Source organism: Variovorax sp. RO1, assembly GCF_002849325.1.
Taxonomy (GTDB): Bacteria; Pseudomonadota; Gammaproteobacteria; order Burkholderiales; family Burkholderiaceae_C; genus Variovorax.
On record NZ_PKMT01000005.1, the window covers coordinates 419,210 to 435,161 of the forward strand.

Genomic DNA, 15,952 nt, shown 5'->3' on the forward strand with positions numbered 1-15,952 from the left:
AAAAAATGCCCGCCGACGTCAGCCCCACCGCCATCGCCGAACGCGTCGTCGAGGCCATCCTCGCGCAGAAGCTCGCGCCCGGCGACCGGCTCGGCGAGCAGGCGCTGGCCGAGAACTTCTCGGTCAGCCGCACCATGGTGCGCGAGGCGCTGATGCAGTTGCAGGCGCGCGGTTTCGTCGAGGTGCAGTCGCGCCGCGGCTGGTACGTGGTGGAGCCCTCGGCCGAAGAAGCGCGCGACGCTTTCTCGGCGCGCCGCATCGTCGAGGCCGGCATCCTGGCCGCGAGCGAGGGCCGCCCGCTGGGCCAGGTGATCCGCAAGCTGCGCGACCACATCGCCGACGAGCAGCGCGCCATCGAAGGCGCCGACGCCGCCACGCGCGCCTTCCTGCTGGCCGACTTCCATGTCTGCCTGGCCGAGCAGATGGGCCACCAGCTGCTGGTCGACGTGCTGCGCGACCTCACGGCCCGCACCACGCTGGCCGCCACGCTCTACCAGTCGAAGCACGAGGCCGGGCAGTCGTGCGCGGAGCACAGCGCGATCGTCGAAGCGCTCGAGGCCGGCAACATCGAGCAGGCGCGCCAGCTCATGCTCAACCACATCGGCAATGTCGAACGGGCGCTGGAGGTCGACGCGACCACCGAGCCCGATGCACCGAGCCGGCTGCGCGCCACGCTGGCGCCCGTGGCGCTGCCGCGCGCAGCCAGGCGATAGCACTGTGTCGCTGTGCATTTATGCCAGCCTCAGCTATCAATTGAATAGCTGATACACGCCGCCGGCCTTGCGCCCGCGGCGTTTTTCTTGGGCAAGCCTGCTGCATCGCACAAGGGCGCGCCGGCTGACACGGCGACGGGTTCCGGCTCGGCTACAGTCCGAGACACTTATGAACTCTCCCCAACTTCAGCGCGGCGTCTTTCTCGCCCTGCTTGCTGCTGTCACCGTCGCCTTTCTGTGGGTGCTGATGCCGTTCTTCGGCGCGGTGCTCTGGGGGGTGGCGCTGGCGATTTTGTTCACGCCTCTGTTCAAGTGGCTGCTCAAGAAGATGCCCGGCCGGCGCAACGTGGCCGCGCTCTCCACGCTGGCCATTTGCCTGTTCATCGTGATCCTGCCGCTGGCGATGGTGGGCGTGTCGCTGGTGCAGGAAGTGGCGCTGATCACGCAGAGCATCCGCTCGGGCCAGATCAATTTCGCGGCCTATTTCCAGCAGATCCTCGATGCCGCGCCGCAGTGGCTGCTGAGCCTCGTGGAACGTTTCAACCTCGGCGACATGGCGGCCTGGCAGGCGCGCGTTTCGGCCATCGCGGGCCAGGCCAGCCAGCTCATCGCGAGCCAGGCGCTGGCCATCGGGCAGAACACCTTCGACTTCGTGATCAGCTTCTTCGTGATGCTGTACCTGCTGTACTTCCTGGTGCGCGACGGCTCGACGCTCTCCAAGACCATGCGCGACGCCGTGCCACTGGCCAAGCCGCACACGCACTACCTGCTGAACAAGTTCACCACCGTGATCCGCGCCACCGTGAAGGGCAACGTGGCCGTGGCCATTGCGCAGGGCACCATCGGCGGGCTGGCGTTCTGGTTCCTAGGCGTGCAGGGCGCATTGCTGTGGGCGGTGCTGATGGCCTTCCTGTCGCTGCTGCCGGCCGTGGGCGCGGCGCTCATCTGGGGGCCGGTGGCCATCTACTACCTGGCCACGGGGCACTTCTGGCAGGGCGGCGTGCTGATCTTCATCGGCGTGTTCGTGATCGGCCTGGTCGACAACATCCTGCGCCCCGTGCTGGTGGGCAAGGACACGCAGATGCCCGACTACATCGTGCTGATGTCGACCATCGGCGGCATGGCGATCTTCGGCATCAACGGCTTCGTGATCGGGCCGGTGATCGCCGCGCTGTTCATGGCCGCCTGGAGCCTGTTCGCGGACGCCGGCCATGTGGGCAACGGGCACGCGATCGAAGAAGCCGCAGAAGCCCCGAAGAACGGGCAGGACAAGGCCTGACAGCGCGCCGGGCCTCACTCAGGCCGCGGCATTCGCTCCTCCTGCGTGCATTTCGCGCGCGCATTCACGCATTCCGTCGCATGACGCTGGGCACCGCCCGGCGACTGCGGGATCGTCGGGCCCTCCATCCACCACGAGGCCTGCCATGCACTTTCCCGCTTTGCTCTCCCGCCCCGCCGCGCGCGCCCTGCTCACGGCCGCCGCGCTCGCCCCGCTCGGCGCCCTGGCCGCCGACCTGAACCTCAGCATCGCCGACGGCCCGGCCGCCGGTGCCACGCTCTACGTCGCGCTGTACAACGACGCCGCCGGCTACACCGAGAGCAAGCCCGTGGCTTCGCAGACCGGGCCGGCACGCGACGGCAAGGCCCGCTTCGTCTTCACCGACCTGGCACCGGGGCGCTACGCGCTGCGCGTGTTCGCCGACGAGAACGGCAACGCCAAGCTCGACACCAACCTCGTGGGCATGCCGATCGAACGCTACGGCTTCTCGAACGACGCCAAGGGCAACCGCGGCGCGCCCGACTTCGAGGCCGCAGCCTTCCGCGTCGACGCCGACGCGCAGGCCGTCATCCATCTGCGCTGAGGAGCACCGCCATGGAACGACGCGAACTCCTGCGCCTGCTGGCCACAGCCGGCGCCCTGCCCCTCTTCAGCCCGCTGGCGCGTGCCGCCGGCACCCCCGACGACAACTGGCAAGCCCAGTTCGAAGCCGCCGACGCCCCATGGAAGATCGGCTTTGCCACGCCCCCGGGCGACCTGCCGCTGACCCGCGCCACCGTGCGCGGTCGCTTCCCCGACGCCGTGGCCGGCACGCTGTTCCGCATCGGCCCGGCCGGCCACGACCTGGGCGGCGAGCGCTACCACCATTGGTTCGACGGCGACGGCATGGTCCACCGCTTCGTCATCGAGGGCGCCGACGTGCGGCACCAGGGCCGCTACGTCGCCACGCCCAAGCGCGTGGCCGAAGCGAAGGCCGGCCGCCACCTCACCGAGGCCTTCGGCACCATGCCGCCGGGCGTGGAGCCACCCACCTCGGCCGACGCCATCAACGTCGCCAACACCAGCGTGCTGCCGATGCAGGGCGAGGTGCTCGCGCTGTGGGAAGGCGGCTCGGCCACGCGCATCGATGCGCGCACGCTCGACACGCTGGGCGTGAAGACCTGGCGCGCCGACCTCGCGGGCATGCCCTTCTCGGCCCACCCCAAGGTCGACCCGGACGGCACCGTATGGAACTTCGGCGTGAGCTCCGGCCAGAGCCTGCTCGCGCTGTACGAGATCGCGCCCGGCGGCGCGCTGCGCCGCGCGGCCGTCGTGCCGGTGCCCGAGCTGCCGATGGTCCACGACTTCGCCGTGACCGCGCGGCACCTGGTGTTCCTCATGCCGCCGCTGGTCTACGACAGCAAGCGCAAGGAGGCCGGCGCGAGCTTTCTCGACGCCCACGTCTGGCGGCCCGAACTCGGCATGCGCGCGCTGGTGGTCGACAAGCAGAACTGGGACAAGCGCCAGCTGTTCGAGCTGCCGGCCGGCTTCCTGTTCCACGTCGGCAATGCGTGGGAAGAAGACACGCCGCGCGGCGCGCGCATCCACGTCGACTACGTGCGCACGCAGAACGCCGAGTCGGTGTTCACCAGCAACCGCGAGGTGATGCGCGCACGCCGCGTGCGCCGCAACGAACCGCGCCTGACCGTCGCCACGCTCGACCTGGGCACCGGCAAGGCCACGCAGCGCGAACTGCCGCTGGAGGCCGAGTTCCCGCGCATCGACCCGCGCCGCGTCGGCCTGCGCCACCGCCAGGTCGTGCACGCCACGCAGACGCGCGCCGACGTGCCGGGCTTCGGCGCCGTCGCGCGCACCGACATCGAGAGCGGACGCAGTCAGCGTTTCAGCTACGGCGCGCAGGCCATCGTGGAAGAGCACGTGTTCGTGCCGGACGGTGCGAAGCCGGGCTGGGTGCTGGGCACGGCGCTGGACTTCGGTCGGCAGCGGACGGTGTTGTCGTGCTTTGCTGCGGACCACGTTGCTGCAGGGCCTGTGGCGCAGGCGACGCTGCCTTATGCGCTGCCGCTGGGATTGCACGGGGCGTTTGTGAAGGCCTGAGCGTTGTCGTTCAGGGCGACACTCCCGCCGACGGGGAACCTTGCTCCGCGAATGTCCTCCGGGCTTCGCCCTCCTCCTTGATTTCGCTGCGCAAGGCACCCCATCGACGTGAGCGTCACCAGAGCGGTCGTTGATCCGCGAGCACAACGACAGCGCCCAGTGTGCTCAGGACATTGGGTGCTTCCCGCAGCGAAATCAAGGAGGAGGCCGCAGGCCGGGGGACATTCGCGGAGGGAAGTACCCGGTGGCCTGGGCACGCGCCCTGAATCAACCGCCGTAGAGCCAGGGCTGATCGAGCAGCCGAGAGCCCAACACCCGCATCGCCATGTCGCGCCCGAAGCGCACGGCACCGGTGGCGTGAAAGATCTCGCCATTGCGACGCGCCCGTGCCTGCACCTGTGCATTGCGTTCCCATCGCGCCTCGGCATAGCGTGCGAACGCAGCCGGCACGCCCAACGCAGAGGTATCGCCCAAAGCGTGCGCCAATGCGACCGCATCTTCGATCGCCATGCCAGCGCCTTGCGCAAGGTACGGCACCATCGGATGCGCGGCATCGCCCACCAGCGCCACACGCTCATGCGCCATGTCGCCAGGCCCTGCCACAGGTGCCCGATCGCTCAGCGTCCACGCGCGCCAACTCGGCATCGCATCGAGCAATGACTGAAGGCTCGCGCAGCTGCGACCCATCGCATGCTTCAGCGCAACAAGGCTGCTGGCCTGGTCCCAATCGCGCGCATCACCGGCGGGCGCAGATTCGGCAATCACAACGACGTTGAGCGCATCGCCCGCGCGCACCGGGTACGCGACCGCATGCAAACGCGGCCCGAGCCACACATCGACGCGCGAACGACGCAGTGCCGCAGGCAGGTCGGCCTGACGCACCAACGCGCGCCACGCCGTATGCCCGGTCACGCGCGGCGGCGCTTCGGCGGATTCGGATTCGAGCTGCGCGCGCACCAGACTCCACAGGCCGTCGGCGCCCACCAGCGCCTCGCCCTCCCACGCGCGCGCGTCGGTGCTCGAGACGCAGACGAGGTCGTCGCTGGTCTCGACCTGACGGATGCGCGCAGCGGTGATCAGTGAGCCCGTGCCCTGCGCGCGCACGGCGTCGAGCAGCAGCGAGTGCAGGTCGGCGCGGTGCACGCAGCAGTACGGCGCGCCGTAGCGCTGCTGCATGGCGTCACCCAGCGGTATGCGGGCCAGTTCGGCGCCGCTGCCGGCGCTGTGGACCACCAGCGCATCGGGTCGCGCCGCGATGGCCGCGAGGCCGCGGCCGAGGTCGAGTTGGTGAAGGCGGCGGGTGGCGTTGGGGCCGAGCTGCACGCCGGCGCCGATTTCGCCGAAGTCGGCGGCCTGTTCGAAAACGTCGGCGCGGTGGTGGGCGCGGGACAGCGCCAGCGCCGTGGCCAGCCCTCCGATCCCGCCCCCGGCGACGAGGATGTGCGCGGGCATCGGACTCAGCGTCCGGTGCTGGGCGTGGGGCTGTGGCTGTCGACGGGGTCGGCGCCGGCGGGTTTCTTGGGACCACAGCTACCGCAGCTGTCGCACGAGCCGCAGCCCGAGGTCTTGGCCAGCGAGGCGGCGAGCTGATCGGCGCGGGTCTGATCGATGAGGCCCGTGCGCTGCGTGCCGGCCGCAAGCTTGCGGGCAGCGCCGCGGCGCCAGCCGGCAGGCATCCAGCGCCAGACCGCGTAGAGCGCGGCGGCCGCGACGATCAATCCGACGATCAGTTGCTGTGTCATGTCTTCTTCAACCTTTTCCCTGTGTCCCTGTGGTTTTACCCCGCTCCGAAAGCGAGTGCAATGCGATAGGTCAAGAAGCATGCCACGTATGCAAGGGCGAATAAGTAGCCCGCCATGATCCACACGTATTTCCACGAGCCGGTTTCGCGCTTGACGGCCGCGAGCGTTGACAAACATTGCGGCGCGAACACGTACCAGACCAGCAGCGACAGCGCGGTCGCGAGCGACCAGCTGCCGGCGATGAGCGGCTCCAGCGCGGTGGCCACGTCGTCGCCGGTGGCCGAGAGCGCGTACACCGTGCCCAGCGCGCCCACCGCGACTTCGCGTGCGGCCATGCCCGGCACCAGCGCGATGGAAATCTGCCAGTTGAAACCGATGGGCGCAAAGATGTGCTCCAGCCCGCGGCCGATGATGCCGGCCAGGCTGTACTGGATGGCGGGGCCGGTCGCGCCTTCGGGCGGCGACGGGAAGGTCGACAAAAACCACAGCAGGATCGTGAGCGTGAGGATGATCGTGCCGACGCGCTGGATAAAGATCCATGCCCGCTCGTACAAACCGAGCAGCAGGTTGCGCGGATTCGGCCAGCGGTAGGCCGGCAGTTCCATCAACAGCGGCGAGTGCCTCGTGCTGTCGCGGAAGCGCTTCATGACCCAGGCCACGGCCATCGCCGAGACGATGCCGAACACATACAGCGCGAACAGCACCACGCCCTGCAGGTTGAAGATGCCGCCCACGTCGCGCGCCGGAATGAAGGCCGCGATCAGCAGCGCATACACCGGCAGCCGCGCCGAGCAGGTCATGAGCGGCGCGATCATGATGGTCGTGATGCGGTCGCGCCAGTTGCTGATGGTGCGCGTGGCCATCACGCCCGGAATGGCGCAGGCAAAGCTCGACAGCAGCGGAATGAACGAGCGGCCCGACAGGCCCACGGTGCCCATCATGCGGTCGAGCAGAAAGGCAGCGCGCGGCAGGTAGCCGGAATCTTCCAGCGCGAGGATGAACAGGAACAGGATCAGGATCTGCGGCAGGAACACGATCACGCCGCCCACACCGGCAATGACACCGTCGACCAGCAGGCTCTGCAGCATGCCCTCGGGCATGTGCGTCTTGATGAGGTTGCCCAGCCCTTCGGTGCCGGCCTTGATGGCGTCCATCGGCACGTTGGCCCAACTGAACACGGCCTGGAACATCAGGAACATGGTGACGGCCAGCACCAGCATGCCCCACACCGGGTGCATGACGACGCGGTCGATGCGGTCGCTGGTGTCCAGGCTGCCCACGGGCTCCTTCACGGCCAGGCCGAGGATGCGGCGCACTTCGCGCTGCGTGGCGAGCACGTCGTCCAGGCCGGGCGCTTTCCAGGGCTGGGGCGCGGCGGCGGCGACCGGTGCGTCGAGCGCCTCGAGCAGGTGCTTCGCACCGCCGGTGTGGACACCCACGGTCTCGATCACCGGCACGCCGAGTTCGCGCGAGAGCACGGCCGTGTCGATCGTGATGCCCTGCTTCTTGGCCATGTCGGTCATGTTGAGCGCCACCACCATCGGCAGGCCGAGCTGGCGCGCTTCGAGCACCAGACGCAGGTTCAGGCGCAGGTTGGTGGCGTCGGTCACGCACACGAGCAGGTCGGGCAGGTCCTCTTTGCTTTGGCCGGTGACGATGTCGCGCGTGACGGCTTCGTCGGCGCTCAGTGCGTTCAGGCTGTAGGCGCCCGGCAGGTCGAGCACGAACACGCGGCGACCGGTCGGCGTGCGAAGCGTGCCTTCCTTGCGCTCGACGGTCACGCCGGCGTAGTTGGCCACCTTCTGGCGGCTGCCGGTCAGCAGGTTGAAGAGCGCGGTCTTGCCGCAGTTCGGGTTGCCCAGCAGCGCGATGCGCCCGGGCTGTGCGGTGGCGCCCAGGCGGCCCGGCCCCTGGATGACGGCTTCAACCATGGTTCGCGGCTCCCGGCGTGACGTGGATCAGCGCGGCCTCGTGGCGGCGCAGCGCGAAGGTGGTGTGACCCAGCCGCACGGCCAGCGGCTCGCGGCCCGGGGTGCCGGTGGCGACGATGCGCACGGCCTCGCCCGGCACGAAGCCGATTTCGGTCAGGCGCAGCACCAGCTCGCGGTCGTCCGCGCTGTCGGGGCGGGCCACGTCGAGCACGGTGGCCCACTGATGGGACGGAAGCTGGTCGAGGCTCAGCGCGGTGGTGGTCGGCGCTGCGCCGAGGTCGTTGTTTCGCACGGTGGGGGTGCGCCCCCCGGAAACACCGGGGCACGCCAGTAAGCAAAAGCCAGATGCTAGCAATTCTCACTCGCGAAAACCTGACCAACCCCAAAAAGTGGTGGGTCAGGCGGAAATGAGTGCCTCCGCCGGGGCCGGGCTCAGTTCAATCCCAGCATGCCGCGCAGCTTCGACAGGTCTTCGGCCAGCGTGTTCACCCGCCCGGCCAGCATCTTGCGGTCGCGCTCGGTGAGCTTCGAATAGGTTTCGAAGCCGCCGTCGGCCGTGCGGTACTTGGCCAGCGTGTCGAACACCACCTTGAAGTTGGCGTCGGCCTTCTCCGCGAACGGCTTGTCCTGCTTCACGACCAGTGGGCGCAGCAGCTCGACGATCTTGTAGGCGCCCTCGAAGTTCGACTGGAAGTCCCACAGGTCGGTGTGGCTGTAGCGGTTTTCTTCGCCGGAAATCTTGGTGGCGGCCACCTCTTCCATCAGCACGGCGGCGCCGCCCACGACCTTCTCGGGCGGGAAGGTCAGCGCGCCCAGGCGCTTTTGCAGTTCGAGCACGTCGGCCAGCAGCTTGTCGGCCACGGGGTTCAGGTCCTTGGTGCTCTTGAGCGTCCACAGGCCGTACTCGATGCGGTGGAAGCCGATGAAGGCCGGGTCTTTCTCGGCCTTCTCGTGGTCGTCCGCGCGCGAGTCGATCGACTGGTCGAGGTCGGTGAACAGCTCGGCCACGGGCTCGACGCGTTCGTAGCTGGTGCGCGTGGGCGCGTAGAGCTTCTTGGCCTTCTCGATGTCGCCGGCCTTCACGGCGGCGGTGAACACGCGCACGTCGGCGGCCAGCTTGCGCACGTTCTGCGTCACGTAAATCTTGTAGTCCGAGATCGGACCGACCAGCTCGAGTGGCGACACGGCGGCCTGCGCGCCCACGGCATGAAGGCCGGCAAAGCCTGCGACGAAAGCGGCGAGGAAGCGGCGGCGGAACTGCACGGTCATGGATCTCCTTGGGTGCGATGCGTTGGTGATGAAAAGGGTGAGTTCAGGCAGCCAGCAGGCTGCGCCCGAGCCAGTCGTCGGCACCTTGCACGCCGGGCAGCGTGAAGAAGAAACCGCCGCCGATGGGCTTGATGTATTCCTCGAGCGGCTCGCCGTCCAGGCGGCTCTGCACGGCGACAAAGCCCTTCTCGAGGTCGGCCTGGTAGCAGATGAAAAGCAGCCCCATTTCGAGCTGGCCCGACTTGGTGACGCCGTTCGAATAGTTGAAGGGCCGGCGCAGCATCAGGTTGGCGTCCGAGGCCTTGGTGCGCGGATTCGCCAGGCGGATGTGCGCGTCCATCGGCGTCGCCTTGCCTTCGGGGTCCTTCGTGTAGTCGGGCACGTCGTGCTCGGTCTTGCCGCCGTCCAGCGGCGCGCCGCTGGGCTTGAGGCGCCCCATGATGGCCTCCTGCTCCTGCAGCGGCGTGCGGTCCCAGCGCTCGACGAAGTTGCGGATGATCCGCACCGCCTGGTAGCTGCCGCCCACGGCCCAGGCGGGCTCGTCGCCGTTCGGCTGCACCCAGACGTGCTGGTTCATGAGCGTGTCGTCGGCGGAGTCGGGGTTGGCCGAGCCGTCGCGAAAACCGAGGAAGTTGCGCGCGCTCTCCGCGGGCTGGCCCGCCACCGCCGGAATCGGCGGCACGGAGCCCTCCTGCTTCCAGTGCAGCACCAGCAGGTCGGGCGTGTTCTTGATGATGTCGCGCAGCGCGTGGATGTTGGTGTCGGGCGTGTTGGCGCAGAACTGGATCGACAGGTCGCCGTGGCACAGCGCAGCATCGAGCGCGTCGTTCGGATGGCGCTGCATCGGGTTCAGGCGCAGCGGCTTTTTCTTGACGAGGCCGAAGCGCTCGTCGAACAGCGACGCACCGACCGACACCGTCACGGTGAGTCCGTCGGGCTGCACCACCGGGCCGAGGATGCCGGAGCCCGCGGGCGGCAGCTTGGGGTCGGGGTCGGTCTGCGGGCCGCCCTGCGTGAGGAAGGCGATGCGCTCGGTGAGCGTGCGCATCAGCCGCTCCAGGTCGGCGCGGTTCTCGGCCAGCACGTAGAACGAGGCGATCATGCCGGCCGTCGGGCGCGGCGTGACGATGCCCGCCTGGTGCTTGCCGCGGAAGGGCACGCGGTCTTGCGTGTGGGTGCTCTGCGGGGCGTCGGTGACCTGCGCACCGGTGTCGGGCGGGCCCGGCGTAGCAGCGCCGGCACGCGCGGCGGCGGCGAGCCCGGCAAAGGCCACGCCCGCGGCGCCGAGCATGCGGCGGCGGTGCGGCGAGGCGGGATGTCCCGCGACGGGGTCGTTCTTCTTCGTCTGTTCCATGGGGTTCGTTCTCAACTCATTCCAACCCGAGCGCGGCGTTCACCTTGCCCAGTTCCTCGGCCAGCGCACGCACCGACACAGCCAGCGCCTGGCGCTGCGCGTCGTCCAGCGGCGCGGGCTTGAAGCCTTCGCCCTCGCGGTACGGCGCCAATGCGGCGTCGAAGGCGGCGAAGCGTTCGTCTACCGCTTTCTGCTGCGCGGGCGCGGCCTTCACCAGCAGCGGCTGCAGCAGGTCGGCGATCTTCTTCGTGCCTTCGTAGCTGCCCTGCAGGTTCACCAGCTCGGCGTGGCCGTAGTGGTCTTCGCCGCCGGCCGGCAGGTTGTCGGCCACGCGGCGCAGCAGCTTCGAGGCGGCGCTCGCGAGCCGCTCGGGCGGCACACTCAGTGCGCGCAGGCGCGTCTGCAGCGTCTCGGTGTCGGCCAGCAGCTGGTCGAGGACCGGTGCCAGCGCCTTCGCATCGCCCTGCCCGTACAGCGCGTACTCAATGCGATGGAAGCCGCTGAAGCCGGGGTCGGCCTCGCGCTTCTCGAAGTAGTCGGCGCGCGCGTTGATGCGCGCGTCGAGGTCGGCGAACAGCTCGGCCATCGGCTCGATGCGCTTGTAGGCCTGGTGGGCCGGCGCGTAGAGCGCGCGCGCCTGCGCCAGGTCGCCGGCCTTGACGGCATCGGCCAGTGCGCGCACCGCGTCGTCGAGCGTGGCGGCCTCCAGCCGCAGGAACACCTGGTACTCGGCCAGCGCGCCCACGTAGTTGACGAGCGACGGCCGCGCCTCTTCGGCCAGCGAGGCCGCCGACGGCGTGACGTGCAGCTTGCCGCGCGGGTTGCTCAGCAGCCCGCAGGTGATGGCGAAGTCGCCCGGCGAGAGCTTGACCGTCATGGTCTGCGAGAAGCCGGGCGCGATGTTCTCGCGCTCTTCGACCACCATCACGCCGTCGAGAATTTCCCACTCGAGCGCGCGGTTCGACTGGTTCACGATGGTGAAGGTCGTGCGGCCCGCGGGCACGGTGATCTCGTTCGGCTCGCAGGCGTTGCCGCGGATCGTGACGGTGACGGCGTGGTCGACCGCCTTGGGCGGCGCCTTACGCGCCTGGTTCGAGGCGTACCAGAAGGCCGCGAGCCCGGCGACCACCAGCAGTGCCGAGGCACCCACGGCGACGCGCATGAGCGTCGATGACGAAGAAGAAGAGGAAGAAGACATCGGGAAAAAAGATCAGCCGGCGGTGGCCGTGCGCGGCGCCGGCGCGGCGGCCGGGCGCAGGAAGAAGAACAGGGCCACGGCCAGGAAAGCCAGGTAGACGATCACCTCGCCCATCACGGGCGCGGCCTGGTAGCCCAGCAGGCCCGACAGCACGGCGCCCACGGGGCTGTCCATCGGCAGGGTTTCGCTCATGTCGAACACCACGGTCTGCAGCTGGTTCCACACGCCGGCCTCGTGCAGCTTGCGCAACACGCCCGCCAGCAGCCCGGCCGCGACCAGCAGGATGAACAGGCCCGTGAAGCGGAAGAAGCGGCGCAGGTCGAGCCGCACGCCGCCCGAATAGATGCCCCAGCCGACCACCACCGACACGGCGATGCCCGCGAGCGCGCCCACAGGCGCTTCCCAGCCGGTGCTCTGCTGGAACACGGCCAGCAGGAAGAAGACCGACTCCAGCCCCTCGCGCGCGACCGCGAGAAACACCATGCCGATGAGCGCCCAGCCCTGCCCGTCGGCATGCTGCGCCAGCGCCTTGTCGATGGATGCGTGCAGTTCGCCCTTGATGGAACGGGCCGCCTTGCGCATCCAGAACACCATCGTGGTCAGCATGACCACGGCGATGAGCCCGACCACGCCCTCGAACAGCTCCTGCTGCTTCTGCGGAAACTCGGCCGCCAGCAGTTGCAGGCCGGCGCCGGCGAACAGCGACAGCGCGGTGGCCAGCAGCACGCCGACCCACACCGCGGGCATCAGCACACCGCGACCGCTTTGTTTCAGGTAACTGGCAACAATGCCGACGATCAGCGCGGCTTCGATGCCTTCGCGCAGCATGATGAGAAAGGGAATGAGCATCTCGGAGCAGAAGAATGTCCTTTGAAAATGCCCCGATGTGGTGCATTTTTCAAAGAACGGCCCGAGGATACCCCATCAAATAAGATTTATTCTCAATTAGGGGTATTCGCCCCCCGCTCACAGGGGCAGTTCGACGATGCGTGCGCTGACGGTGTCGCCGTCGACGATCAGCTCGGCCACGGCGATAGGCAGCTTGAATCGGCGCGGACCAGCGCTGCCGGGGTTGACGTAGAGCACGCCGTCGCGTTCTTCGACCTTGGGTTGGTGCGAGTGGCCGGAGACGACCACGCGCACGCCCTCGCCCTCCAGGTCGCCAGTCAGTTCGGAAAGATCATGGATCGCCAGCAGCCGCACGCCGAGCTGCAGCACGGCGGTCTCGGGAATGGCCTCGGCCCACGCCTCGCGGTCGTTGTTGCCGCGCACCACCGTCAGCGGCGCGATCGCGGCGAGTGCGTCGAGGATGCCGGCGTCGCCGATGTCCCCGCCGTGCACGATGAAGTCGCTGCCCTGCAAGGCCGCCACGGCCTGCGGGCGCAGCAGGCCGTGGGTGTCGGAGATGAGCCCGACGCGGATCAAGCCCAGCCCGTCAGGCCGCCAGCAGTTGACGCAGCACGAACGGCAGGATGCCGCCGTGCTTGTAGTAATCAACCTCGATCGGCGTGTCGATGCGCAGGCGCACCGTCACCTCCTGGTGCGTGCCGTCGGCGCGGTGCACGACCAGCTTCACGTCCATCTGCGGCTTGAGTTCGCCGCCGATCACGACGTCGATCTTTTCCTCGCCCGTGAGGCCCAGCGTCTGCCACGAGTCGGCGCCGCGGAACTGCAGCGGCAGCACGCCCATGCCGACCAGGTTGGCGCGGTGGATGCGCTCGAAGCTGCGCGCCACCACGGCCTTGATGCCCAGCAGCTGCGTGCCCTTGGCGGCCCAGTCGCGCGACGAGCCTGTGCCGTACTCCTCGCCGCCGAACACGATGGTCGGCGTGCCGGTTTCCATGTACTTCATGGCCGCGTCGTAGATGAACATCTTCTCGCCGCCCGGCTGGAACAGCGTGACGCCGCCCTCTTCCTGCGTGCCGTTGGCGTCCGGCGGAATCATCAGGTTCTTGATGCGCACGTTGGCGAAGGTGCCGCGCACCATCACGTCGTGGTTGCCGCGGCGCGAGCCGTAGCTGTTGAAGTCGGCCTTGGGCACGCCGTTCGCCTTGAGCCAGATGCCCGCGGGCGAGCTTTCCTTGATGGAGCCGGCCGGCGAGATGTGGTCGGTGGTGATCGAGTCGCCGAACAGCGCCATGACGCGCGCGCCCTGGATGCCCGCGTCCGACGCGTGCGGCTGCATCTGGAAGCCTTCGAAGAACGGCGGCTCGGCGATGTAGGTCGAGGTGGGCCAGTCGTACACCTGGCCGGTCGTGCCCTTGATGCTCGTCCAGAACTTGCCCGGGTCGGTCTTCACCTTCTCGTAGTTCGCGCGGAACGACTTGGCGTTCATGGCGAAGCGCAGGTTGTCGTCGATTTCCTTCGGCGTGGGCCAGATGTCGCCCAGGTACACGTCCTTACCGCCCTTGCCCTTGCCCACGGGCTGGGTCATGAGGTCGGTCAGCACGTTGCCCGCGATGGCAAAAGCCACCACCAGCGGCGGCGAGGCCAGGAAGTTGGCCTTCAGGTTCGGGTGGATGCGCGCTTCGAAATTGCGGTTGCCCGACAGCACGGCCGCGCCGATGAGGTCGTTCTTGGTGATGGCGTCGTTGATCTCGGGCGTGAGGTCGCCGGCGTTGCCGATGCAGGTGGTGCAGCCGTAGCCCGCGAGGTAGAAGCCCAGCTTCTCCAGGTACGTCAGCAGGCCCGCCTTCTCGAGGTATTCGGTAACGATGCGCGAGCCCGGCGCCAGCGAGGTCTTGATGTGCGGCTGCACCTTCAGGCCCGCCTCCACCGCCTTCTTGGCCAGGAGGCCCGCCGCGAGCATCACGCTCGGGTTGGAGGTGTTGGTGCACGAGGTGATGGCCGCGATGAGCACGTCGCCGTTGCCGATCGTGATCTGGCCCTTGGGCGCGGGCGGTGCCGTGGCGCTGGTGTGGGCCGCGGCCTTGGTGGAGCGGTTGGCGACCATCTCGACCAGTTCGCGCGGCGAACCGGCGGGCGGCGGCGCCACCTCTTCGTCGCCGCCCTGGCCGGCGCTGATCAGCGGGTAGCGCTGCTTGAGCTTCTCGGCCGGCTGGTTGAAGCCGTTGGCGTCGTTGGGCTTGCTGTACAGCTCGGCGAACTTGGTCGACAGGTGGCCCAGATCGATGCGGTCCTGCGGGCGCTTGGGGCCGGCCAGGCTGGGCGACACGGTGCCCAGGTCGAGCTTGACGATCTTGGTGTAGTCGATGTCGCCCGGCGCGGGCATGCCGAACAGGCCCTGCGCCTTGTAGTAGGCGGCGAAGCGCTCGACCTCTTCCTTGGTGCGGCCCGTGCCTTCGAAGTACGCCACGGTCATCTCGTCGACCGGGAAGAAGCCCATGGTGGCGCCGTACTCGGGCGCCATGTTGCCGATGGTGGCGCGGTCGGGCACGGCGATCGATGCGGCGCCGGGGCCGAAGAACTCGACGAACTTGCCCACCACCTTTTCACCACGCAGGATGGCGGTGACGTACAGCACCAGGTCGGTGGCCGTGACGCCTTCGCGCAGCTTGCCGGTGAGCTCGAAGCCCACCACGTCGGGCGTGAGCATGTAGACCGGCTGGCCCAGCATGGCGGCCTCGGCCTCGATGCCGCCCACGCCCCAGCCGACCACGCCGACGCCGTTGATCATGGTGGTGTGGCTGTCGGTGCCCACGAGCGAGTCGGGGTAGTACACGGGGGTGTCGCTCTTGTCGGCCGGGCTCTTGTAGACGCCGCGCGCAAAGTACTCGAGGTTGACCTGGTGCACGATGCCGAAGCCCGGCGGCACGACGCCGAAGGTGTCGAAGGCCTGCATGCCCCACTTCATGAACTGGTAGCGCTCGTTGTTGCGCTGGAACTCCAGCTTCATGTTCAGGTCGAGCGCCTTTGGCGTGCCGTAGTAGTCGACCATCACCGAGTGGTCGACCACGAGGTCGACGGGCACCAGCGGCTCGATGGTCTTGGGCGACTTGCCCAGCTTGGCGGCCACGCTGCGCATGGCGGCCAGGTCGGCCAGCAGCGGCACGCCGGTGAAATCCTGCAGCACCACGCGGGTGACCACGAACGGAATTTCGTCGGTGCGCTCGGCGTTGGGCGCCCAGTGGGCCAGCTCTTCGACGTGCTTGGCCGACACCTTCTGGCCGTCGCAATTGCGCAGCACCGACTCCAGCACGATGCGGATCGACACCGGCAGGCGTTCCACGGACGGGTACTGCTTGGCCAGTTCCTTCAGCGACCAGTACTTGCCGGACTTGCCCGACGCGGTCTTGAAGGTCTTGAGGGTGGACGCAAACGCGTGCGCCGGGGCTTTGGCCATGAGAGGACTCCTGTGTGTTCGTGGAAGCCTCTCAAGGATAGCGAGGTTCAATGTCAGTCGTTGTAG

14 protein-coding genes are annotated in these 15,952 nt (G+C 68.5%); 4 read left to right on the forward strand and 10 right to left on the reverse strand.

What is annotated here, in order from left to right; translation table 11 throughout:
- Window positions 1–5: 5 nt before the first annotated feature.
- From CY658_RS24990 to CY658_RS25005, 4 genes are all read left to right on the forward strand, one after another.
- Window positions 6–713 (forward strand): GntR family transcriptional regulator, encoded by a 708-nt coding sequence (locus tag CY658_RS24990; protein ID WP_101492743.1) that lies wholly within the window; start codon window positions 6–8, stop codon window positions 711–713.
- Between the two features lie 169 nt (window positions 714–882).
- Complete coding sequence (locus CY658_RS24995) at window positions 883–1,992, forward strand: AI-2E family transporter (RefSeq protein ID WP_101492744.1); 1,110 nt, start codon at window positions 883–885, stop codon at window positions 1,990–1,992.
- A 145-nt stretch (window positions 1,993–2,137) separates the two neighbouring features.
- A complete protein-coding gene (locus CY658_RS25000) occupies window positions 2,138–2,575 on the forward strand; it encodes a DUF2141 domain-containing protein (protein WP_101492745.1) in 438 nt (145 codons plus the stop codon).
- Between the two features lie 11 nt (window positions 2,576–2,586).
- The gene (locus tag CY658_RS25005; RefSeq protein WP_101492746.1) at window positions 2,587–4,089 is read left to right on the forward strand and encodes a carotenoid oxygenase family protein; all 1,503 of its coding nucleotides are present in this window, start codon (window positions 2,587–2,589) and stop codon (window positions 4,087–4,089) included.
- A 267-nt stretch (window positions 4,090–4,356) separates the two neighbouring features.
- Here CY658_RS25005 and CY658_RS25010 read toward each other — a convergent pair whose 3' ends face one another.
- From CY658_RS25010 to CY658_RS25055, 10 genes are all read right to left on the reverse strand, one after another.
- Window positions 4,357–5,541 carry an FAD-dependent monooxygenase gene (locus tag CY658_RS25010; RefSeq protein WP_101492747.1) on the reverse strand — a complete coding sequence of 395 codons (1,185 nt, stop codon included), beginning with the start codon at window positions 5,539–5,541 and terminating at the stop codon, window positions 4,357–4,359.
- Window positions 5,542–5,546: 5 nt separating this feature from the next.
- Window positions 5,547–5,831 carry a DUF6587 family protein gene (locus tag CY658_RS25015; RefSeq protein ID WP_101492748.1) on the reverse strand — a complete coding sequence of 95 codons (285 nt, stop codon included), beginning with the start codon at window positions 5,829–5,831 and terminating at the stop codon, window positions 5,547–5,549.
- A 35-nt stretch (window positions 5,832–5,866) separates the two neighbouring features.
- Window positions 5,867–7,762, reverse strand: coding sequence for a ferrous iron transporter B (gene feoB, locus CY658_RS25020; RefSeq protein WP_101492749.1), 1,896 nt, complete (start codon window positions 7,760–7,762; stop codon window positions 5,867–5,869).
- Window positions 7,755–8,054, reverse strand: a complete 300-nt coding sequence (locus CY658_RS25025) for a FeoA family protein (protein ID WP_070062301.1) — start codon at window positions 8,052–8,054, stop codon at window positions 7,755–7,757. Before CY658_RS25025 ends, feoB begins: the two co-directional genes overlap by 8 nt.
- A gap of 140 nt (window positions 8,055–8,194) precedes the next feature.
- Window positions 8,195–9,031 (reverse strand): iron uptake system protein EfeO, encoded by an 837-nt coding sequence (gene efeO / locus CY658_RS25030; RefSeq protein ID WP_099795615.1) that lies wholly within the window; start codon window positions 9,029–9,031, stop codon window positions 8,195–8,197.
- A 43-nt stretch (window positions 9,032–9,074) separates the two neighbouring features.
- On the reverse strand, window positions 9,075–10,385 hold the full coding sequence (efeB, locus tag CY658_RS25035) for an iron uptake transporter deferrochelatase/peroxidase subunit (RefSeq protein ID WP_101492750.1): 1,311 nt from the start codon (window positions 10,383–10,385) through the stop codon (window positions 9,075–9,077).
- Window positions 10,386–10,401: 16 nt separating this feature from the next.
- Window positions 10,402–11,583: an iron uptake system protein EfeO gene (efeO, locus tag CY658_RS25040; RefSeq protein WP_101492751.1), complete on the reverse strand. Its 1,182-nt coding sequence runs from the start codon at window positions 11,581–11,583 to the stop codon at window positions 10,402–10,404.
- A 12-nt stretch (window positions 11,584–11,595) separates the two neighbouring features.
- On the reverse strand, window positions 11,596–12,432 hold the full coding sequence (gene efeU / locus CY658_RS25045; protein WP_101492752.1) for an iron uptake transporter permease EfeU: 837 nt from the start codon (window positions 12,430–12,432) through the stop codon (window positions 11,596–11,598).
- Window positions 12,433–12,549: 117 nt separating this feature from the next.
- Entirely contained in the window at window positions 12,550–13,008 is a 459-nt protein-coding gene (locus tag CY658_RS25050; RefSeq protein WP_101492753.1) for a metallophosphoesterase family protein, read from the reverse strand.
- 10 nt (window positions 13,009–13,018) lie between these two features.
- On the reverse strand, window positions 13,019–15,886 hold the full coding sequence (locus CY658_RS25055; protein WP_101492754.1) for an aconitate hydratase: 2,868 nt from the start codon (window positions 15,884–15,886) through the stop codon (window positions 13,019–13,021).
- Window positions 15,887–15,952 lie beyond the last annotated feature (66 nt).